15 protein-coding genes and 1 tRNA gene are annotated in these 17,172 nt (G+C 36.2%); 3 read left to right on the top strand and 13 right to left on the bottom strand.

The window, feature by feature from the left end:
- The 4 genes from NL930_RS02985 to gpmI all read right to left on the bottom strand — a co-directional run bounded on the left by NL930_RS02985 (nt 1) and on the right by gpmI (nt 3,848).
- Nucleotides 1-1,209, bottom strand: coding sequence for a beta-ketoacyl-ACP synthase II (locus NL930_RS02985; protein ID WP_039675846.1), 1,209 nt, complete (start codon nt 1,207-1,209; stop codon nt 1-3).
- Between the two features lie 71 nt (nt 1,210-1,280).
- Nucleotides 1,281-1,511, bottom strand: a complete 231-nt coding sequence (gene acpP, locus NL930_RS02980) for an acyl carrier protein (RefSeq protein ID WP_012857599.1) — start codon at nt 1,509-1,511, stop codon at nt 1,281-1,283.
- Between the two features lie 67 nt (nt 1,512-1,578).
- On the bottom strand, nt 1,579-2,322 hold the full coding sequence (gene fabG, locus NL930_RS02975; protein ID WP_060825364.1) for a 3-oxoacyl-ACP reductase FabG: 744 nt from the start codon (nt 2,320-2,322) through the stop codon (nt 1,579-1,581).
- 35 nt (nt 2,323-2,357) lie between these two features.
- On the bottom strand, nt 2,358-3,848 hold the full coding sequence (gene gpmI, locus NL930_RS02970) for a 2,3-bisphosphoglycerate-independent phosphoglycerate mutase (RefSeq protein WP_254376983.1): 1,491 nt from the start codon (nt 3,846-3,848) through the stop codon (nt 2,358-2,360).
- A gap of 129 nt (nt 3,849-3,977) precedes the next feature.
- On the opposite strand from gpmI, the gene mraY reads away from it, so the two are divergent.
- From mraY to NL930_RS02955, 3 genes are all read left to right on the top strand, one after another.
- Nucleotides 3,978-5,042, top strand: coding sequence for a phospho-N-acetylmuramoyl-pentapeptide-transferase (gene mraY / locus NL930_RS02965; RefSeq protein WP_039675839.1), 1,065 nt, complete (start codon nt 3,978-3,980; stop codon nt 5,040-5,042).
- Nucleotides 5,039-6,235 carry a UDP-N-acetylmuramoyl-L-alanine--D-glutamate ligase gene (gene murD, locus NL930_RS02960; RefSeq protein ID WP_039675837.1) on the top strand — a complete coding sequence of 399 codons (1,197 nt, stop codon included), beginning with the start codon at nt 5,039-5,041 and terminating at the stop codon, nt 6,233-6,235. The genes mraY and murD overlap by 4 nt, the downstream gene beginning before the upstream one ends.
- 41 nt (nt 6,236-6,276) lie before the next feature.
- A tRNA-Phe gene (locus tag NL930_RS02955) sits at nt 6,277-6,352 on the top strand.
- A gap of 63 nt (nt 6,353-6,415) precedes the next feature.
- Here the strand turns inward: NL930_RS02955 and NL930_RS02950 are convergent.
- From NL930_RS02950 to NL930_RS02910, 9 genes are all read right to left on the bottom strand, one after another.
- Nucleotides 6,416-7,774: an exopolysaccharide biosynthesis polyprenyl glycosylphosphotransferase gene (locus NL930_RS02950; protein WP_254376984.1), complete on the bottom strand. Its 1,359-nt coding sequence runs from the start codon at nt 7,772-7,774 to the stop codon at nt 6,416-6,418.
- 45 nt (nt 7,775-7,819) lie between these two features.
- Complete coding sequence (locus NL930_RS02945; protein ID WP_254376985.1) at nt 7,820-8,503, bottom strand: glycosyltransferase family 2 protein; 684 nt, start codon at nt 8,501-8,503, stop codon at nt 7,820-7,822.
- 160 nt (nt 8,504-8,663) lie between these two features.
- Nucleotides 8,664-9,635 carry a glycosyltransferase gene (locus NL930_RS02940; protein ID WP_254376986.1) on the bottom strand — a complete coding sequence of 324 codons (972 nt, stop codon included), beginning with the start codon at nt 9,633-9,635 and terminating at the stop codon, nt 8,664-8,666.
- Complete coding sequence (locus NL930_RS02935) at nt 9,632-10,942, bottom strand: hypothetical protein (protein ID WP_254376987.1); 1,311 nt, start codon at nt 10,940-10,942, stop codon at nt 9,632-9,634. Before NL930_RS02935 ends, NL930_RS02940 begins: the two co-directional genes overlap by 4 nt.
- Entirely contained in the window at nt 10,935-11,870 is a 936-nt protein-coding gene (locus NL930_RS02930) for a glycosyltransferase family 2 protein (RefSeq protein ID WP_254376988.1), read from the bottom strand. The genes NL930_RS02935 and NL930_RS02930 overlap by 8 nt, the downstream gene beginning before the upstream one ends.
- Nucleotides 11,867-12,238, bottom strand: coding sequence for a GtrA family protein (locus tag NL930_RS02925; RefSeq protein WP_254376989.1), 372 nt, complete (start codon nt 12,236-12,238; stop codon nt 11,867-11,869). The genes NL930_RS02930 and NL930_RS02925 overlap by 4 nt, the downstream gene beginning before the upstream one ends.
- Before the next feature lies 1 nt (nt 12,239).
- On the bottom strand, nt 12,240-13,277 hold the full coding sequence (locus NL930_RS02920; protein ID WP_254376990.1) for an acyltransferase family protein: 1,038 nt from the start codon (nt 13,275-13,277) through the stop codon (nt 12,240-12,242).
- A complete protein-coding gene (locus NL930_RS02915; RefSeq protein WP_254376991.1) occupies nt 13,267-15,123 on the bottom strand; it encodes an acyltransferase in 1,857 nt (618 codons plus the stop codon). Before NL930_RS02915 ends, NL930_RS02920 begins: the two co-directional genes overlap by 11 nt.
- Nucleotides 15,104-17,161 carry a hypothetical protein gene (locus NL930_RS02910; protein ID WP_254376992.1) on the bottom strand — a complete coding sequence of 686 codons (2,058 nt, stop codon included), beginning with the start codon at nt 17,159-17,161 and terminating at the stop codon, nt 15,104-15,106. Before NL930_RS02910 ends, NL930_RS02915 begins: the two co-directional genes overlap by 20 nt.
- Nucleotides 17,162-17,172 lie beyond the last annotated feature (11 nt).

The raw sequence follows: 17,172 nt of genomic DNA, 5'->3' as shown, positions 1-17,172 counted from the left end.
TTATACGCGCTTAAAAATGACGGAGCCGTTGGTTCCGCCAAAGCCGAATGAGTTACTCATAATATAGTGAGCTTTGCATTTTCGAGCCGTATTGGGGATATAATCCAAATCGCATTCGGGATCGGGGTTTTCGTAATTGATCGTCGGAGGCAAGATTTCATCGCGCATCGCCATAAGGCAGATAACCGCTTCAATAGCACCCGCTGCACCCAAGCAGTGACCGATTTGACCTTTAGTGGAGCTGATTTGCGGTACGTTTGCGCCGAAAAGCTCTTTAATCGCTGCCGTTTCGTTTTTATCGTTTGCCGGCGTGCTCGTTCCGTGTGCGTTGATATAATCGATACGAGGAGAACCTGCCATTTCGTATGCCGCTTTCATCGCACGGTAAGGACCGTCCATGCTCGGAGAAGTGATATGGCTGGCGTCGGCACTTTCACCGAATCCAACCACTTCGCCGTAAATGTGCGCACCTCTAGCGACCGCATCGTCGTAAAGTTCGAGGACTAACGCGCCCGCACCCTCGCCCATAATAAAACCGTCACGTTCCGCATCAAACGGACGTGAAGCACGTTGGGGATCGTCGTTGCGCGTCGAAAGTGCTTTCATCGACGAAAATCCGCCGATACCCGCCGCACAAATTGCCGCCTCGGCACCGACAACAAGCATTTTTTTCGCACCGCCCGTTAAAATCGTTTTCGTTGCGTCGCTAATCGCATGCGTTCCCGCCGCACATGCCGTTACCGAAGAGAGGTTCGGCCCTTTTAAACCGTACTCGATCGAAACCATACCGCCTAACATGTTAATTAACGCGGAAGGAATAAAAAACGGAGAAATTTTACGAGGGCCTGCGGTATTGACGATCACGGAGTTTTTTTCGATGACGATCAATCCGCCGATACCCGAAGCCGAACTGACACCGAAACGCTCGGACTCAAAACTTTCAAATTTCGCATCATGCATCGCTTCTTTCGCTGCGGCAAGACCCAACTGAATAAAACGGTCGGCTTTTTTGACTTCTTTGGGATTCATAATCGTATTGGGATCAAAGCCGATGATCTCGCCGGCGATAGTCACAGAATGTTCGGTCGCGTCAAACGAACTAATGCTTTTAATGCCACATTGACCTTCAACGATAGCTTTAAAAGAACTCTCTTTATCCAAACCCAGTGAATTAATCATTCCTATACCGGTAACAACGACTCTTTTCAAATTTTTATCCTCTTTTGTGATCTAATGGGGAGTAGGAGAGCCCGATCAAACGGGCTTTATGCGTTATGAAATTATTTGTGTGCTTCAATGTAAGACATTGCATCTTTGACGGTGACGATTTTTTCAGCGTCGGTGTCGGGAATTTCGATATCGAATTTCTCTTCAAGTGCCATAACGAGTTCTACAACGTCCAAAGAGTCCGCGCCCAAATCTTCTACAAATTTTGACTCTTCTTTTACCTCGTCGGGATTTACGTTTAATTGTTCAACAACGACCGCTTTTACATCATCGAATAGTGCCATTTAATAGCTCCTTTAAAAAATTTTCACTATTTTATCAAAAAAAACTTTAATTTGAATTTGGTATCGCTTACATGTACATGCCGCCGTTGACTTTTAGCACTTCCCCCGTGATGTAAGCGGCACTATCGCTGAGTAAAAAAGCGACCGCTTCTGCGATGTCCTTAGGCGTTCCGAAACGCTTCAACGGAATCTTCGACGTATAACTTTCTTTAATCTCGTCGCTTAATTTATCGGTCATTTCAGTCGCAATAAAACCGGGGGTTACGGCGTTAAAACGTACGTCTCTGGCACTTCCTTCTTGCGCGAAACTTTTGGTCATCGCAATCAAACCGCCTTTGCTCGCACTGTAATTGACTTGTCCCGCATTGCCCGTTTCGCCGACGATCGAAGCGATATTGACGACGCTACCGAAACGCTTTTTGCTCATCGTTTTGAGTGCTTCGCGGCATCCTACGAACGCCGACGTCAGATTGATATCGATGACGGACGTAAAATCCTCTTTTTTCATACGAATCGCCAATTTATCGTTGGTAATACCCGCATTGTTGACCAAATACGAGAGTTCTCCGTCGCTATCGACGATCGTTTTGATACCTTCGACAAAGGCTTCTTCGTCCGCAACGTCAAAGCCGATCACCGCCGCTACGCCGCCGTTTGCTTCGATTTGCGCTTTGATTGCGTCGGCTTGCTCGGGGCGTGAACGATAGTTGATCCATACTTTTAACCCGTATTGCGCCAACGTCAAGGCGATCTCTTGACCGATACCGCTTGCCGCACCCGTAACTAAAACATTTTTTCCGTTAAATTTCATTGATCTTTCCTTTGTTAAATCTTGACATGTAGAGTCTAAAACGACACCAACGGTGCATCCATTTCAGATGGAATTTCAAGCCCCATCAACGCTAAAACCGTCGGCGCGATATGATTCAGCGCGCCTTTGCGAACGTGTTTGACGCGCTTGTCCAACACGAAAGCGTAGACGTCGAAAGTCGTGTGGTTTGTTAATTTGGCTCCCGTTTCGTCGAACATCTGCTCGCAATTTCCGTGATCGCTCGTCAGTACCACGGAATAATCCGCCGCCGAAGCTTTGTCAAACAACCGTCCCAACGCCTCATCCACCGCTTCAACGGCTTTGATGGCAGCGTCTAGACTTCCCGTATGCCCGACCATATCACCGTTAGCAAAATTGACGACGATAAAATCGTACGCTGCGTCCATCGCGCTTAAAACCGCGTCGGCAACGGCTTTCGCACTCATTTGAGGCTCCAAATCGTACGTTTTGACTTTGGGACTGGGAACTAAAAGTCTGGTTTCGCCGACTTTAGGCTCTTCCACGCCGCCGTTAAAGAAAAACGTAACATGAGCGTATTTTTCCGTTTCCGCCGTATGAAACTGAGAAAGTCCCGCCGCCGAAACCACGTCGCTTAAGACGTTTTGAGGCGTTTGCGATTCGAACAAAATCGCAAACGGATACGTGCTATCGTACTCGCTCATCGTCACGCATTCCACACCGTTTAGCGTGCGCGAGAACTCGCCGAACTCTTTAAAACCGATCGCTCGGGAAAGCTCGCGCATACGATCGTTTCTAAAATTGGCGAAGATAACGCCGTCCTCACTTTTAATACCCTGAAAACCCTCAAGTGCAACCGGCTCGATAAACTCGTCGGTAATGCCTTTATCGTACATCGACTGCACGTAGTCTTTGGCACCGAGCGTCGTTTTAGGCGTTGCATCTACGATAGCACGGTATCCTTGTTCGATTCGTTCCCAACGGTTGTCGCGATCCATACTAAAAAAACGTCCCGAAATCGACGCAATGCCGATATGTTCCGTGCAAATGCTTTCCAAACGTTCCACGAACGAGACGCCCGACGTCGGCGAAACATCACGCCCGTCGGTAATGACATGTAAGCGTACCGTTTTGCCTTGAGCTTCCGCAATGTGCGCCAACGCGATAATATGTTCGATATGCGAATGCACGCCGCCGTCGCTTGCAAGCCCTACGATATGAATATCGCCCTTGACATGTAACAAAGACGTCAACGCCGGATTGCTCGCTAAAGATCCATCTTGCGCTGCTAAAGAAATCTTGACGAGGTTTTGGTACAAAACACGTCCGCTACCGATGCACATGTGCCCGACTTCGCTGTTGCCCATCTGCCCCTCGGGAAGCCCGACGCTAAGTCCAGAAGTCGCAACCAACGCGTAGGGTACTTCCTTAAAAAGCCGTTCATACGTCGGTTTATGCGCCATAGCGAAGGCATTGGCGGTATCGGAAGCATTGTGTCCGATACCGTCCGTAATAATCAGTAAGGTTTTTTGAATCTGCGGTTTCAAATCCCACCCTTTGTTATAAGCTTATAAGCAATATGGTACTAAAATGTTGCTTTTAGACTTCTTTTATAGCCTATCGCGCATAGGCCGTAAAAGAGGTCTAGTATCCTTAACTTTTTGGAAATACACTTTATGTTTTACTTTTTATACCAACTCACGTCGATCAATATTTTTCAATACATTACCGTTAGAGCGGGATTTGCTTTTTTCTTCAGTTTTATTCTGACAATTTATCTGATGCCCAAATTTATTCGATGGGCAAAAGCGCGCAACGCAAGCCAACCGATCTACGATCTTGCCCCCAAAACCCACCAACAAAAAGGCAAAACGCCGACAATGGGCGGATTGGTCTTTTTATGCGCCTCGACCATTGCCATTTTGATTAACGCACGTATGGACAATCTTTTCGTCATCGGAGGTCTAGCGTGTTTAGTGCTCTTCGGCCTTATCGGCGTCCAAGACGACCTCTCCAAAATTTTGGGCAAAAGCAACACTGCGGGACTGAGTCCTAGAGGCAAACTCTTGTTACAAATTGCCGCTTCGCTCGTAATTGCTTTGACGCTCTACATCGCCGTCGACATGAATACCCATTTTTTTATTCCTTTTTACAAATTTCCGCTTTTCGATATGCATCTTTTTGCGATCGCTTTTTGGATTTTAGTCATGGTTTCCGCCAGTAACGCGGTCAATCTCACCGACGGACTCGACGGACTTGCAACAGTACCTTCCATCTTTTCTATTTTATCGCTCGGCGTTTTTGTTTACGTCGGCGGCAATGCGTATTTAAGCGGTTATTTATTGCTTCCTAAAGTCGGAGGAAGCGGCGAAGTGGTCATCGTCGCCACGGCCGTTATGGGTTCGCTCGTCGGTTTTTTATGGTTCAATTGCTACCCCGCCGAAGTTTTTATGGGCGATAGCGGAAGCCTGAGTATCGGCTCGTTTATCGGTTATATGGCGATTATTTCTAAAAATGAGATTTTGTTGTTTCTCGTCGGGTTTGTCTTCGTCCTAGAAACCGTATCGGTTATTTTACAAGTAGGCAGTTATAAAACACGCAAAAAACGGATCTTTCTTATGGCGCCGATCCATCACCACTTTGAGGTAAAAGGTTGGCCGGAAAACAAGATTATCGTGCGATTTTGGATTCTCGCATTGATGTCAAATCTTTTAGCACTAACGGCATTGAAAATCAGATGACAATAACACTCTTCGGACACGGAAAAACAACCAAAGCTATTGCGGCAAAATTTAGCGGACAATGTCAGATCTTCGACGATCATTTTACCGAACCAAGTACGGACGAATACGGTAATCGTTTGTTACCGCCCTCTTGCTTCGATCCCGAACAAAGCGACGTTGAAATCCCCAGCCCCGGATTTCCATCCAACCATCCGCTTATCGTTAAAGCCAAACACGTCACAAGCGAGTACGACTTTTTTAAAGAGCAAATGCCCTTTTCGATTTGGATCAGCGGAACCAACGGAAAGACGACAACGACGCAAATTTGCGAACATCTGCTCCAAGACAAAGGCGCATGTGCCGGCGGTAACATCGGAACGCCCTTGGCCGCCATCGACGAAAAAGCAACGATATGGATTTTGGAAACCAGTTCGTTCACGTTTCACTATACAAAAATCACGGCACCCGATATTTACTTGCTTCTTCCGATCAAACCTGATCATTTGACGTGGCACGGAAGTATGGAAGCCTACATCGAAGCAAAACTTTCCGTTTTGAGGCGTATGAAAGAAGGTAGCGTAGCCGTTGTTCCCAAAGCCTTCGCCGATACGCCAACACTTGCCCATATCGTGGCTTATGAAAACGAAACGGATTTAGCGCAACACGTAGGAATCGACATCGACCGCATTCACTTCAAATCGCCGTTTTTACTCGATGCCGTACTCGCTGCATGTGCACAAAAAATTTTACTCGATACGGTCGATTATGCCCACCTCAATACGTTTAAAATCGACCACTATAAAATCGAAGAGTTTCACGATACGCAAGGACGTCTCTGGGTCGACGACTCTAAAGGCACCAACGTCGATGCGACCGTGGAAGCGTTAAAGCGTTATAAAGACAAGCAGATTTTACTGGTGCTCGGAGGCGACGACAAAGGCGTTGATTTGCAAGAACTTTTCGACTTTATGAAAACCTTACATGTCAAGATTTTTGCTATCGGTTCCAATACCGAAAGACTGGCTTCTTTGGCGCAAAAAGAGGGTGTTTGGCTCTCAAAATGCTTTATTCTCGAAGAAGCGATGAAGCAAATTCACGCTGTCCATACAAAAGAGACCGTCGCCCTCCTTTCTCCCGCGGCGGCAAGTTTGGATCAGTTTAAATCCTATGCCCATCGCGGCGATCGTTTCAAAGAGTTGGCACTAAGCTAGTATTAAAGTTTTTAAGCTATAATTTCAACTCTTCAAAACGTGGCTGGATAGCTCAGTCGGTAGAGCAGGAGACTGAAAATCTCCGTGTCGGCGGTTCGATTCCGTCTCCAGCCACCACCACCTTATTTCACCCTAGCAAATACCCCTTCCCAACATTTTTTACGTTTGACTACCCTTTTATCAGTAGCTTCCTTTTCTCCCCAATACGACCAAAACGGTTTTGAACAAAATCTGCAAATCCAGTTCTATCGACCAGTTACGCACATACCATACATCCAGTTGTACACGCTCGTCGTATTCGATGTCGTTGCGGCCGCTGACTTGCCATAAGCCTGTAATGCCCGGTTTTACGGCGATAAAATACTCAAAGTATTCGCCGTACTTGGCGACTTCTTGTTCGATGATAGGACGAGGACCTACCAAGGACATCTCGCCTCTTAAAACGTTAAGGAGTTGCGGGAGCTCGTCTAAAGAGGTTTTGCGTAAAAATTTGCCTATTTTCGTGATGCGAGGATCGTCTTTGAGCTTAAAATCCCTCTCCCACTCTTCTTTGCTCTCTTCGCATGTTTCTAAAAGCTCTTCAAGGCGCTCGTTGGCGTCAATATACATCGTACGGAATTTATAAACCTTAAACTTCTTGCCGCCAAAACCGATACGTTCGTGCGTAAAGATAGGATTCCCTTTGGTCGTTACGTATACGACGCCGTAGAGCCACATGAGAAAAGGCGATGTCAACACGAAAGCGATAAACGCAACACTGACGTCGAACACGCGTTTGATCGCTTGATCCAAAGGGCTTAGAAGATTGTTTTTGATATAAAATGCCATGCCCTTATGGTGAATCGAGCTGATCAGCTCCCCGTTAATAATAGGAATTTTCGTCATTTTCGGCAAAACAATGACTTTGCGGACACGTTTTTGCACGTGGTTGACCAAGATGTTTAAATCCAGCAACGTGTTGGATTCCAAGTCAATGACGACGGAGTCGAATTGCTGTTCATCGACAAGATAGTCTATCGTCTGCATAACCATATTCGGCGATAAAAGATCGGTATTGACGATACCTTTGATGTCGTAACCGAAAGGATTGCCTTTGGCAAACCACGTGCGAACATTTTTCAAACCTTGGTTATCGCAGATCACGAAAACAGGCTGTCTAAAATATTCCCATTGAAAAAAGATCTTTTTGAGGTAATACGACCATAAAGCATTGGCATTATTCAAGAGGTAAAAAATACAAACGATGGCTCGTGAAGTCGTGTCGTTGAGTTTTGCCAAAGCGATAATAATCAAAATAATCGCAAACGAGAAGAAGTTAGCCTTGAGCGATAAAATAGCCGCATTGACCGTTACCATTCTATGCGTCATCAAACGTACGTAAAAATAGCTTAACATGTAAATAAAAATCATCCAGCCGTAACGCGCGGGCGTTTGTGATGCATCCATCTCCAAAAAAACGTCGGCAATGCATAAAGAAGCGTAAAGATTGATCACAAAAAAAATAAGGCTGATGAAAAACTTTAATATAAAATAACGCATACGATGCTCCGTGGTATAACAAGACAATAGTGTAACAAAAGAAGGTTAAAAAGAGGATTTAAACGCGATGAATTTTATCAACGAACAGAGAATCGAACGAGGAAGCGCGCTAGGGGCATTTTTAAGCAAATAACGTAGTTCGTTGCACGCTTGTCCTATGCCGGAAGATTCTATTTTGCCGTATTTTGCCGCTTCGTCTAAAATCCAACGGTTGTCCTTAAAAAAACGTCCGATAGTGCGGTAACGCCTCCAAATATCCTTACATGTCAAAACGTGCGAATGGTATACTTTTGCTTCAGCAACGTACGCGATCTTTTTACCGTCCATAATCGCACGTGCCGCAAACTCCATATCTTCGTTGGTACACAAATCTTTGGTAAATCCGCCTACTTCTTTAAAATAATGCGCTTTATACATCGCACAACTATCGGAACAAAAAAACGTCTTAATGCCCAAAACGGGTAAATCACTTTGAGATTTCACCCGAGAAATCGGCGGATAGTTGGTCGTGCGCGCAAACACTTCAATCGCATCGGCATTTTCATAAGGAATTTGCCGTGCATACGCTACGACGACATCGGGATCTTCAAACGCTTGAAGCAGATTTTCTACCAAAAAACCGTCACATGGCATCGCGTCTTGCGTCATAAAAAGGTAAAAATCCGCTTCGTAATGTAACGCTAAATTACGCGTATTGGCATGGTTGAATTCATAAGAAGGTATTTTCACGTCTTGTACATCAGGAATAGCGATACTCGTATTGCCCGAATTAATTACCAAATATGATGAAGATATAGTTTGTTTTTGTAATAAGGGGATTATTTTTTTTCCGAAGGATTTTTGAGGATTAAAAATAGGAATAATTATTTGAATTTTCATAATCAGTGCTTTATGAATTTTTCTTTTTCAGAATTATTTCTATTTGTTTCACAATAAACAAAGCTATTTTTTTAGGTAAGATCATTGCCGGTACCGTAAAAATCCAAAAATAAATACGAAATTTATATTTGGTGTAAAGTATTTTAAAACAACCTTTACACTCAACTTTTGAAAGACCATTTCTTATTCTAACAATATTGGCTGGAAGATAAAACATAAGTAATCGTTTGATATAAATTTCTATAAAACTACTTATTGGATATTTAAGATTTATGAAATATAGCATGTCTATAAAGTTTTTTCCAAATACTTCGCAAAGATTATAACTTCCACTATTAAACTGTCTTGCTCCAAATGCTTCATTAGTAACAAAAATATTTAAATCACTTTTTAGAATACAAATGATATTCCAATACATTTGTCCTAAATTATTATTTGGAATATCTTTTAAATTTATTGTTTTTAAAAGTATTTCTTTATTAACAATATTTGCGCTGATAAACGTTATATTTGTATGTATTTTTGCAACAAAATTTTCTTTTGATGCCATATGAATACACGAAAATGTTTGAACATGATAATCTAATATGTCAGCATCATCATAAAAATTTTTAGCTCGTAAATGAATCAGTCCTATAGTCTCTTTTGATTTTAAGATATCAATTATATTTTCTAAAGTAGTTGGGAAAAAGACATCATCATCACCAAAAATCCAAACGTATTGAGATGTTGCTTTAGTAATACATTTTTTAAAATTTTCATCAGGACCAATATTTTCCTTATTACGAATATATCTTATATTCATAGAAATTTGATGTTTTTTAATAATCTCAGCTGTATTATCCTGTGAATTATTGTCAATAACAAGTACTTCTATATCATCCTGTATCGTTTGAGGCATATTTTTTTCAAGTGATGCCAAACATATATCTAAATACTTTGCTCTTTGAAAAGTAGGTATCGCAATGGTAAGACAACTCACTTTAATGCACCTTTACTAGCCAAAAATTTTCTATAAATAACATAAATCCACGGTAGTCCAAAAACATAACTCGATAAAAACCCAACAAATATATAGTCTACTAAATCATAGTGCAATGTTATGATAGTTGTAATTAAAATATAGAATGCAGAAATGACGGTAGGGATAATAAACAATTCCCGTTTAAAGCATCGAATATAGGTTACAAATATATAGACAATAACTTGAAACAACCAAGCAAGCCATAAAAGCATAAAAGAAAAGAAATCAACAACACGTTCTTTATAAATATAAAAAATATCGATCTTAAATAATAAGAACGCTCCTAAGCTACCCAAAAAAAGAAAGATAATAAGAGCCAATTGGCTGACTTTAAAATAAAGAATATAAGATTCTTGATATTTCTTTGCAGCAATCATCCTAATAATACTAGCCATCTTAGCATTTAGTGGAGCAATGGAAACTGCAAATAATGCACTTAATATTGCTATACTCAAACCAACTTTTCCTGCAATAACACTACCTTTGAAATAATACACAATAGGCGTATAAACCTGAAATAAAAGAAATCCACTTACCATACTAAATGTATTCTTTTGAAAATAGTTAACAAATATTTTTTGTTTATGTTTATTAAAAATAGCCTTCGTCTTAAAAGATCCAACGATGATAGTTCTAAATTTTATACATAAAATACAGAAAGCGATCAACATCGATATAAAAATCGAATATGAAAGGGCATAGAGACCATAATTGAAGTAAAGAAGAAGGCATGTCAAACAGATAACAACAAACATCAAAAATGATTTGGCTTGATACGCAAAAAGAACCTGATTGAAACTTTCAAGATAACTTAAAAAAGAAAAATTTAATGTAAAAAGAAATATGCCTAGAAGATACATACCAAAAATCATAATAAGATCAGTATGAATGAGTAAAGGAGTGTTATGCTGAATATAAAAAGAAAAAAATAGAAAGACAGCTAGGCTTAGACATGTTAAAAAAATGATAAAAAATTTTTTACTGTAACGTGTAAACGCTAACAAACTGTTTTTGTCTTTTATATGACCTATGATGGTTAATTTTTCAATTAACAAGTTTTTAAACTCATGAGCACCAAAGATAAGTACTATGCCATTTTGTGCTGCACTAAAGAGTAAGACAATACTCCCAAAACTCAGCATCAAAAACCATAATCCTTGATCCTCATGTGATAAATAAAGAGGTATAAGCAATACAGGAATTAATCCATTTAAAATTTTTAAGAATTGAAAGATAAATACCCAAGTAGTATTGCTCTTAATCAAAATTAATGCGCTCCTTCTCAAAAACCAATGGCCGTTTAAGTACTTGTGTGTAAATAGCTCCTATATATTCGCCAATAATCCCTATAAAAAAGAGCATTACAGAAAACATAAATGCTGTCATAATAAGTAATGGTGCTATACCTAAGCTCATTTCATCCCATAACACTAATTTTGCAATTGTATATCCTACTCCCATTAACAAGCTAAGAAGGCCGAAAAGAGTACCGATAAAAATTGCCATTCTAAGGGGTACTTTTGAATTATTGATAATCCCTAACATTCCCATATCATATAATGAGTAAAAATTATTTTTCGTAAGTCCACGAATACGTACTGGCTGATTATAAGGTATCATTGCAACACTAAAACCAACTTCTGCCAGCATCCCTCTAAAGAATGGATAAGGATCGTCCATAGTTTTTAAAGCATCCATAACCTTACGATCAAAAAGTCCAAATCCCGTACAATTTTTAAAGATTCTCACTTCTGAAAGTTTACCAAGCAGGTCATAATACAACTCCCTCACTTTAAACATCAAACCATGCTCTTCACTCTCTTTTTTGACAGCAAGAACGATTTCATTGCCTTCTTCCCATTTTTGAATAAAAACAGGTAACAATTCTGGTGGATCTTGAAGATCAGCAACGACAGAGATGACAGCATCTCCAGTTGCTTGAAACAAAGCATGTGTCGGAGACTTAATATGCCCAAAGTTTCTTGCATTAACAATAACTTTGACATTTTTATCTTGAAAAGCAATATTTCTCAAAATTTCAACAGTGCGATCTTCCGATGCATTATCAATAAAAATATGCTCATACTCATAATGAGACACCTTTTCATTCATCACTTTTTTAACTTGAGTATATAACTCTTCAACATTGTCTTCTTCATTATAACATGCTGTTACAATACTTATTTTTTTCATACAGTTTTAGTCCTAAAAACAAATTTTTTATTTAATACAAACGATACCACAGCTAAAGGTGTAAGTAATACAACGCCATTTATATACATATTTTCAAAACCAAAATACTTAAATAACCAGAGAAAAGAGATATTCAGCCCATAAATGATAATGTAAACAGCAACAAATCTAAAAATAAGACTGTTATCATGACTACCAAAGACTAACTTACCTATGGTTTTAAAATTAAACAAGACCCCTAAAATCGTTGAGCACAAAACAGCCAACGAATAGTGCATATTCAAAAAAATAAAAAATGCAAATAAAGAATACCCAAAAATAGTATTTAAAATTCCCACAAAAAGGAATGAAATAAGTTGTTTTTTCATTTTAGATTTCTCTATTCAATTTAGAATTACTAAAGAAAAATTTATTTATAAAAGGAGTCATTTTAATAATATTTCCTATTGCCAAGCTAGAAAAAATTAAATAAAATGTTTCGCTACTCCAATGATACCTAATGATAGATGTTTGCGATAAATAAACAAACATCATATTATGAAAAAGCAAAATAATAAGTGATTGTGATCCAAGGTAACTAATAAAATTGGATATATAATTATCCGTATTTAAAAATTTATTTACCAAATACATAAGAATTACTGATGCAGCTATTGCTCCTATAAATGAAAGAAAAAAATGTTGATAATCTCTGTCATTCATAGATAAATAACTAAATTTTAAGCATATTAGCCATAATAATAATGTGATGAAGAGAATTTGCTTATTTATCCTTTCAAGGATATTATATTGTTTCATTAAATATCCCACATATAAAAACAATAAACCTACCATAGAAATATCAAAACTCCATGGTAAAAAGATTATTTTACCAATTAATACACCAGCAGCAGATATGCATAATACAAAAAAGAAAGATATAACGCTGTTAAAATTTAACGTCAACTTTAGAAAAAATAAAAGTAAAAATTCTGCACAGAATAAAGATACAACAAACCACGCTGGGCCAACGGGAGCAATATTTGATAATGGCGTATAAATATTAATCGCACCAACTCCATATAAAGAGCTTTCAATAATTTGCCACAAAATAGCTAAAATATTTGATAACGGAGTTCCAACAATTGGATTTGGACACTGAAACAATAAAAAAATTATAAAAAAAATAAAGCCACTTACAAAATATGGATATAAAAGACTTTTAATACGATTTTTAAACAAAAGACTTATATTTTTTTCATATTTACTAAAATTAAATAAATATCCAGAGAGAATAAAGAACAAAGGCATATGAAAAGAAAATATTGTATTTGCTGTGATAGAAGACGGAGCAACTGTATGCCCTATAACAACAAGCAAAATACCTATACCTTTAGCTCTATCTAGCCATGTGATTCTACTTGTCATTCTTTTGATTCCTATTTTCTGCAGAAGCATTTTGTTTTTTTAAAACTCTCATTGGCTTTTCAATGAAATAATACATGAGCATAGCAAAACAGGTTGTCAAGACTAATCCAACAATAAATTTCATAAAAAAAGGACTCTGTAATACTAAAATTTTGTTAACCTGCATGAGAAGAGGTTCATGCCAAACATAAATAGGGAATGTTAACATTCCAAAATAATGAATAATAGACATTTTCTTAACAATAATTTGCTTTTTAATATCATTCACTTCTAGGCATGTAATCAAATAGGCAGTGACAATTGCTGTTAAAGACGGCATAAGGCATATAAATATTTTCGTATACTTTAAATTTGCAATAATAAATGTTTTATATCCAATAAAACTATTTATGAAAAACAAGATGAAAAACAAGATAATAGCTATTCGATAATTAAAAAACTTTTCTAAATTTTTCTTGAGTACCTCGTGAATAAAAAAGTTTGCACTCATACCAATTAAAAATAGATCTAAATTACTAAAAAGTGGCTTATAGATATATCTGCCCCAATAAATCATATCTTCATGCCCAAAAGACAAATCAGAAAAAGTTCTTTGAGACAATCCAAGTAAAACAATAACCCAAAATACAATGTAAGAGTTAAAGGACTTCATACTTTTATCTAGTATAATCACAAGGAATGGAACTAAAATGTAAAATTGTATTTCAGTACTGAGTGTCCACAATGCACCATTTATGTTAATTGGCAATTCACTATCATTGGTAAATGTCAACACTCTAAAAAGATATTTTATATTTTCCATCTGGAATATTTCTGGATGCATAAATATAGAAACAACAAAAACTGATAAAAGATATATAGGGAAGATTTGAATAACCCTATTCATATAAAAATTTTTAATGCCATTTGCATCAAAATTATATTTTTGAGAGGTAAAGTTTTTGCCCATCAGAAAACCAGATAAAACAAAAAATATCCATACTCCAGCCCAAGGAGAAGTAAACAAGAAAAATGAAATATCAAATTTTTCAAACAAGAAAAACTTATTTTCAGGTAACTGGAAATTATAATTAAATATAATATATGTATGAATAACAAAGACCATAATCCAAGCTATTGCACGAATTGATAATAAGTGATTGATTTGATTTTTATTGTAAATTTTCGATTCTATTTTGTAAATTGCTTCTAAGGAATCATTGGTTGTATACAATAAAATCAGAATTAATAGAATTGATAAAATCAAGACAGTAAGTAACAACATAGCATAATCATATTCTTGTATATTTTTATATTGAATGAGCAAAGGCTTAACCTGTCCACTAAAAATTCGTGTCTGGTCAAAACCTTGTCCGATCATAACATTATCAAATACTGGATTTAAAGTTACAAAGTTATTAGAAATTTTTTGATTATTTATTGTGATCAAAAGCCTATTTTTATAATATTGAAGGTACAGATGGTTCTCTTGATTTTGCAATAAACCTTGGCTGATATTAATACCTAATAATTTATTATCTAGATCATTAGTCAAGACCCAAAGTTCATTATTTTGACCAAATTCTGCTCTTATGCCAGAATTAATACTACTTGTTTGAAATATATTTTCTAATAAATGACTTTTTTCATCAAGGTAAAAGAATATGTCTAATTCGCAAGAGATATTCCTGCTTATAGGTAATGAAATATTTTTTTCTTTTTCCAAGACAACTGTCGTATTTTTGGCAAAAAAACTATTCAAATTCATATTTATTTTATTATACGATACTATCGTAGAAGATAATAATAAAACAGATATAAACAAAAGACAAATGAAAATATAATTTTTATTTTTTCTTATAGACACTGATTAGACTCCCTTTTTCCACTAATTCGTAATCATTTTTAACATCATTAAATAAATTTTGTAAAGTCTTTAATTTTGGAATTCTTTGTTTTAAAGATTCATTTCTCCAAAAAGATTCTAAATCAAAAAAAGACATTTGGGACATCTCTTGCGTAAAATCTCTATTTATATCATTATCAACAAATAGCAAATCAGCATCCTGTTCAATCATCTGTTTAATAGTCTGATATTCGTATTTTGTTACAATGGTTGATCTTAATTCAAAAAATGGAAATCCACTGTATTTTTCTGACAATATGCCTAAGATATTGTCGTATTTTGAAATCATATAAAATTTATTTTCGGGATTATGTTTTTTAATCAGATCTATAGAATTTTGGAAATCATCAAAGCTATAAGTACTTAAGATACCACCTGCTCTTTCATGATTCCATTTATACAATTTATGAGTTTTAAATACATCATTGTAAGTGGTTTTATCATCTATAAATGAACCTAACAAGTTTGCATAACATATCAAAAGAACTAAAATGATTGATAAGGAGAAATATCTTTTATATTGAAAATCTAGTAAATGATACAAAATCATAAATGGCAAAGAAAAGATAAATATATAAATAATTATATTATTTAATGATCCATGCCAAATAAAATACGTAAATAAAAATTCTGTATAAAAGAGCAAAAAGATATAACTAGAAAGATATTTTTTTTCTTCTAATTTGTTGTAAAAGAAAAAAAGTAGTAACCATTGCATAAAAACCGTCAATAATACTATAAAATAAAATAGATTTGATGCAAAAGGAAAGGAATAAAATCCATCTAAGAAATATTTAATAGATGGATTTTCCATTAACGGATAAGACTTAAAAGAAATAATGCCAGCTAAACCAATAGAACAAAGTATAAACAAAAATATTTTATCTATTAATCTATTTCTAATAAAATTTATACCCAAAAGTATACTTAATGTACCAAGTGTTGAGAAAAATATAAATTGCCCAAAATCTTTTGCTATCCAAATGGATAAAATGGATAATAATGCTATTGCGATAAGATATTTTTTTTTTAATGTTAATGAATAACTTAAAAATGCACCAATAATAAATATGTCTAATAAATGTCTTGAATTTGTGACCGTTGGTGCATAAGAAAATGCATAATATCGATTACCAAATAAAGCTATACCTAAAAGTAATATAAAAATTATACGTAAATAATTATCCCTAAAAAAATAAAAAATAAAAGCTACAGCAATCAAGTAATAGATTAAATCTATTGTCTTTTTAGCCTTCTCATAATTGTTAATAGAAAATCCACCATACACATCCATTATTTTATCAATGATCATGACACTCAAAAAACCATACTGTGAAAATATTTCAGAGTTATCTCTACCGAGTTTCATCTCATTGATAGGTGATAAGACAAATGAATTTTCATGGATATAATATCTATCAAGTATTTGCATATTTTGTTCATAAATGTTAAAACGGATAAAATCCATTTTTTCTTTTAATTTTGCAATAGTTGCTGCTTGAAACATAGGATATTCATCAAAGATAGGCTCAACTGAACCATCATCTAAAACATGTGTATATCTAGTTAAGTCTTTATAATTATCTACTAACAAATAATCAGATAAAAGAATATTTTTATATTTATTATAATAAATATTAGGAAAATGTGTTTTATAATCACCATTCAAAATATGGCCATAAGACAATTGCTTATTTTTTTCTAGAACAATAGGTTTCATAATATTTTTGAACATTAGTCCCATATCTTTTTGATCATTAAAGAAAATATCGTTTGTAGAAGAAAATTTTTCTTCTTTTTCTGGATTAAATATTAAATTGTTATTGATATATTCTTTATTGGATACTTCACTACCATTAAGTAGCGTTGTTTCATCTATATATCTATATTCATTTATTAGTTTATAGTCACTTGTTATATGATCTAAATAAAAATAACTCTGAATAGCTACTAGTGCAAATGTTAATATGAATAAATATTTTTTAGTTAAAAAGCTCATCGATTTTATTC

The organism is Sulfurospirillum sp. hDNRA2, from assembly GCF_024206095.2.
Taxonomy (GTDB): Bacteria; Campylobacterota; Campylobacteria; order Campylobacterales; family Sulfurospirillaceae; genus Sulfurospirillum.
Note: the sequence above shows the minus strand (reverse complement) of the source record. Positions and strands in the feature narration are given on the sequence as shown.